Genomic DNA, 4,654 nt, shown 5'->3' on the forward strand with positions numbered 1-4,654 from the left:
GCACCCGGGTGGTGCGCCGCGGCCCCGGGCTCAGGCGTGCAGCGGCTCCAGCGCCTTGGACCACGCGACCGTCTGGTCGAGCAGCGTGTCCAGGGCGGGGGTCAGGTGCTCGCCCGGCTTGAACACCGAGTAGTTCTCGAACTCGGTCATCAGCGACAGCGCGACCTGCTGGCGCACCGTGGCGACCTGCAGCTCCGCGAGGATCAGCCGCAGGTGCTCGGCGGCGCGGGCCCCGCCCACCCCGCCGTAGGACACGATGCCCGCGGCCTTGTTGTTCCACTCGCCGTAGACGAAGTCGAGCGCGTTCTTCAGCACGCCCGACGTGGAGTGGTTGTACTCCGGCGTCACGAAGACGTAGCCGTCGAACTCGGCGACCTTGGCGGCCCACTCCTTGGTGTGGTCGTGGGCGTACTGGCCCATGGCCGGGGACATGGGCTCGTCGAGGTGGGGCAGGGGGTAGTCCGCCAGGTCGACGAGCTCGAACTCGGCGTCCGTGCGCTGCGCCGCGATCTCGTAGACCCACTTGGCCACGGCCTCGCCGTTCCGCCCAGGGCGGGTGCTGCCGAGGATGATTCCGATCTTGAGCATTGCTCGTCCTTCGCTTCCGTGAGTGCTGTCGGTGGACCCGCCCGGGCGCGGGAACGAACGCGGGGCCGGGGTGGTTGGTCCACGTGACACAACAGTGCGGAGAAGCGGGTAATCCAGCTTTCAATTACGCACTTTGGAGTTCGTCGGTAACCGGAGAGGAACCATTGCGGCATGATGCCGATCTCGCGCGACGCGCGTCTCGAGTCCCTGGCGGCGCGGATGCCCGGCGGCCCCGACGCGCCGTGCGACAGCGACACGCACGAGCTGACCCGGGACCTCATGGGCCAGGTGGCCGACCGCTGGACGCTCCTGGTGGTGGCCGCCCTCTCCGACGGGCCGCAGCGCTTCTCCGCCATCCAGTCCGTCGTGGCCGGCGTCTCGCACCGGATGCTCAGCAAGACGCTCCGCGGCCTGGTGCGCGACGGGATGATCACGCGCACCGCCTACGCCGAGGTGCCGCCGCGCGTCGAGTACGAGCTGACCCCGCTCGGCTGGAAGCTCATGGACCTGGCGCACGGGTTCGTCGACTGGGCGCAGGACCACGGGCAGCAGCTCCGCGAGAGCCGCGCCCGGTTCGACCGGGGGAGCGCGGCGGGCTGACGGCGCCGGGCTCCCTCCCGGGCCCCACCGGTTACTCCGGTCTCGGCAGGAGCCGCCGCGCCGACCATCGTGCGAGATCCGCCTCGAGCAGCGCCGGGTCGCGCCGCGGCGGGACCTCGTCGAGGATCTCGAGTCGCGTGATCCGCTCGATGCGGAACCCGCGGATCGCATCACGAAGCCGGCACCAGCCGCTGAGCAGCCACGTGTCAGCGGCGCGCAGCAGCCCCATCGTCTCGACCTCGCGGACGGTCGTGGCGGAGTGGTCCGGGCCGCCGTCGGCGCTCTCGCCCAGGTAGGTGAGCCGCACCACGCGGCGTGCGGCGATCGCGTCGGAGAGGATCCCGAGCGGCACGGCGCCGCCCGTCGGAGGGGCGGCGTCGATGACGTGCATCGTCCCGAGGAGCTCCTGCACGGGCGCGCGGTGCGCCTCGTCCATGACCGCGGCGATCTTGCCGCCGGCCCGGCGGGCGGCTCCTTGGTAGGGCGAGGACTCGAGCAGCGCGAGACCAGCGAGCACCGCCAGCGACTCGGCGGCCGAGAGGTTCAGGGGCGGCAGCGAGTACTCCCGGAGGATCGAGTAGCCGCCCGCGGCCCCGTGGTCCGCATAGATGGGGACCCCGGCCACCTGGAGCGACCCGATGTCTCGCTCGATCGTCCGTGCGGACACACCGAACTCGCGGGCGAGCCGAGCGGCGGACCAGGGGCGCCGTGCGCCGCGAAGCAGGTCGACCAGGGCGTACTGCCGCTCGGCTCGCTTCATGCTTCCTATTCTCCCAGGGCGGGTGGAGTCGGGTGGGTGGGTCCGCTCCGCATGCTGCGCTGCCCGCCCACGGACCAGACCCGAGAGACCCGACCGTCTTCATCGAAGTCGAAGACGTCCACGCCGCCCGCCTGCTGACCGTTCGCGTCGACGTCCCACAGCAGCCGGCCGTGGTCACCGTCGACGGCGTCGGCGATCCTCGTGAAGACGACGCCCGGGTTCTGCTCGTGCCACCAGGCGAGATAGCGCGCGAAGTCGTCGGAGGTGCGGATGTCGTCCGCGGGTGTCGACCCGTCGGGCTCGGTCACGGCGAAATGGATCCGGAAGTCGTCCGCACAGATCTGTCGTGCGATCTCGCCGTCCGTGTTCCACATCGTCAGCCACACGTCGAGCGCGTGCCGGGCGATGGAGCTGGGAGTCGTCGTCGGGTTCGTGGTGTCGGTCATGCACCTACCGTCTGCCGACGACGCGACAACAGTGTGTCGGTGTTCCCGGGACAGACTCCTAGGCCGGGACCGTGAGCGCCAGCAGCTGCTCCCGCAGCCGGGCCAGCTCCTCCGGCGTCGACTCGTCGCCCCAGGCGGGCTGCGCGCTCGCGCCGTCCGCTGCCGCCACCACGAGCGTCAGGACGTCCTCGGGCAGGCCGTCCGCCCGCAGGTCGTCGTGCCACCGGCGCGCGTCCGCACGCGCCAGGTCGACGACGGCGTCCACGCTCGACAGGTGCGCGATCACGACCAGCGCGTCCCGGGAGGCCGCGGCGTCCAGCGCGCCGTCGATCGACACGCGCACGTAGGCGCGCGTGAGGCGGCCGGGGGCGGCGTCGTCGGCCGGGATCGCGGCGAGCACCGCCGTGCGGAACCGCTCCAGCCACTCGGTCGCCAGGGCGAGGTGCAGGTCGTGCTTGTTCGCGAAGTGGTAGAGCAGCCCGCCCTTGGACACGCCCGCCCGGCGCGCGACGTCGTCCAGGCTCGCGGAGACCCCGCGCTCGCGGACCAGCCGGCCCGCCGCGTCCAGGATCGCCGCGCGCGTCTGCTCGGGGCTCCTGCCCGCCGTCCGGCCCACTGCCACCACCTCGTCTCCGTCGCACTGCCCGGCACGCACTATAGGCCGCGTCACACGCCCCGTCCTAGAAAACTGTACCGGCTAGACGGTACAGTTACTCGGGTGACCGCTCCTGCTCCCCTTCTCTCCGTGCGCCGCCGGTGGGCCGCGCTCGCCGTCCTCGTGCTGGCGGTCGGCCTGCTGGCGATCGACGGCACCGTGCTCTACCTGGCCGTGCCGTCGCTCACCCGCGACCTCGCGCCCACCGCCACCCAGGTGCTCTGGATCGGCGACATCTACTCCCTGGCCATCGCCGGGCTGCTCGTCACCATGGGCACCCTCGCCGACCGGATCGGCCGCAAGAAGCTCCTGCTGATCGGCGCGACGGCGTTCGGCATCGCCTCGGCGCTCGCGGCGTTCGCGCCCAACGCGGAGACCCTCATCGCCGCGCGCCTGCTGCTCGGCGTCGCCGGCGCCACGATCATGCCCTCGACGCTGTCCCTGATCCGGACCCTGTTCCCCGACGCCGCCGAGCGCAGCCGCGCCATCGCCGTCTGGTCCGCCGCGGCCGGGGGTGGCGCCGCCGTCGGGCCACTGGTGGGCGGCCTCCTGCTGGAGCACTTCTGGTGGGGCTCGGTCTTCCTCGTCAACGTGCCCGTGGTGCTGGTCCTGGTCGTGGCCGGCGCCGTGCTGCTGCCTGAGGCCAAGGACCCCCACCCCGGCCGCCTCGACCTGCTCTCCGTGCTGCTGTCCTTCGCCGCCGTCATGCCGCTGGTCTGGTCCATCAAGCACGCCGCCGCCGAGGGTGTCGACCTGCTCGCGATCGGCGTGCTGGCGCTCGCGGTGGGCTCGGGTGTCTGGTTCGTCAGGCGCCAGAACCGGCTCGCGGCCGACGGGCGCGGCCCGCTGCTCGACGTCGGCCTGTTCAAGGTGCCGGCGTTCAGCGGGGCCGTGGCGGCCAACCTCATCGCGATCTTCGCGCTGACCGGCATGCTGTTCTTCTTCTCGCAGTACCTGCAGCTCGTGCGCGGGTTCTCGCCGCTGGTCGCGGGCGTCGCCGAGCTGCCGGCCACCATCGCGTCCATCGCCGTGGTCGTGGTGGTGGGCTGGTCGCTGCGCAAGTTCGGGCGGGGTCGCGCGATCGCGCTCGGCCTGGCGGTCACCGCGCTCGGCATGGTCGGCATCGCGGTCGCGGAGGGCGCCGAGCACTACGTGTGGCTCGCGCTCGCCCTGGTCCCCGCGGGCCTCGGCGTGGGGCTCGCGATGACCCTGACGACCGACGCCGTGGTCTCCGCCGTGCCGCCGGCCAAGGCGGGCGGCGCCTCGGCGATCTCCGAGACGGCCTACGAGCTCGGCGTCGCCCTGGGCGTGGCCGTGCTCGGCTCGCTGGTCACCCTGGGCTACCAGTCCCGTGTCGCGCTCCCGGACGGCCTGACGCCGGACGCCGCCGCCCGGGCGGGCGACTCGCTCGCCTCGGCGGTGACGGTCGCGGGCGACCAGGGGGCCGCCGGGGCGGCCGTGCTGGAGGCGGCCCGGGAGGCGTTCGTCGCCTCGCTGCAGACCACGTGCGTGGTGGCGGCGGTGCTGGTGGCGGTCGCAGCCGTGGTGGCCTGGCGGCTCATCCCGAACGAGCGGTGACAGCACGGGGGCCCGACCTCCCAGCAG

At 72.9% G+C, this 4,654-nt stretch carries 6 protein-coding genes; 2 read left to right on the top strand and 4 right to left on the bottom strand.

All coding sequences use genetic code 11. The features are described 5' to 3' along the window. Positions 1-30: 30 nt before the first annotated feature. Positions 31-588, bottom strand: coding sequence for an NADPH-dependent FMN reductase (locus ACFU5G_RS29155; RefSeq protein ID WP_377252502.1), 558 nt, complete (start codon positions 586-588; stop codon positions 31-33). 171 nt (positions 589-759) lie between these two features. On the opposite strand from ACFU5G_RS29155, the gene ACFU5G_RS29160 reads away from it, so the two are divergent. After that, positions 760-1,188 carry a winged helix-turn-helix transcriptional regulator gene (locus ACFU5G_RS29160; RefSeq protein WP_377252504.1) on the top strand — a complete coding sequence of 143 codons (429 nt, stop codon included), beginning with the start codon at positions 760-762 and terminating at the stop codon, positions 1,186-1,188. Between the two features lie 31 nt (positions 1,189-1,219). Here the strand turns inward: ACFU5G_RS29160 and ACFU5G_RS29165 are convergent, their stop codons facing one another. Genes ACFU5G_RS29165 through ACFU5G_RS29175 form a run of 3 tightly spaced genes read right to left on the bottom strand, consistent with a single transcriptional unit; the run spans position 1,220 to position 3,019 of the window. Beyond that, positions 1,220-1,948 (bottom strand): helix-turn-helix transcriptional regulator, encoded by a 729-nt coding sequence (locus ACFU5G_RS29165; protein WP_377252506.1) that lies wholly within the window; start codon positions 1,946-1,948, stop codon positions 1,220-1,222. A 5-nt stretch (positions 1,949-1,953) separates the two neighbouring features. Further along, complete coding sequence (locus tag ACFU5G_RS29170; protein ID WP_377252508.1) at positions 1,954-2,394, bottom strand: nuclear transport factor 2 family protein; 441 nt, start codon at positions 2,392-2,394, stop codon at positions 1,954-1,956. A 58-nt stretch (positions 2,395-2,452) separates the two neighbouring features. Next, positions 2,453-3,019, bottom strand: coding sequence for a TetR family transcriptional regulator (locus ACFU5G_RS29175; RefSeq protein WP_377252510.1), 567 nt, complete (start codon positions 3,017-3,019; stop codon positions 2,453-2,455). Positions 3,020-3,112: 93 nt separating this feature from the next. Between ACFU5G_RS29175 and ACFU5G_RS29180 the strand changes: the two genes are divergently transcribed. Beyond that, a complete protein-coding gene (locus ACFU5G_RS29180; protein ID WP_377252512.1) occupies positions 3,113-4,627 on the top strand; it encodes an MFS transporter in 1,515 nt (504 codons plus the stop codon). Positions 4,628-4,654: the final 27 nt, after the last annotated feature.

This window comes from Promicromonospora sp. NPDC057488 (assembly GCF_042802395.1).
GTDB lineage: Bacteria > Actinomycetota > Actinomycetes > Actinomycetales > Cellulomonadaceae > Promicromonospora.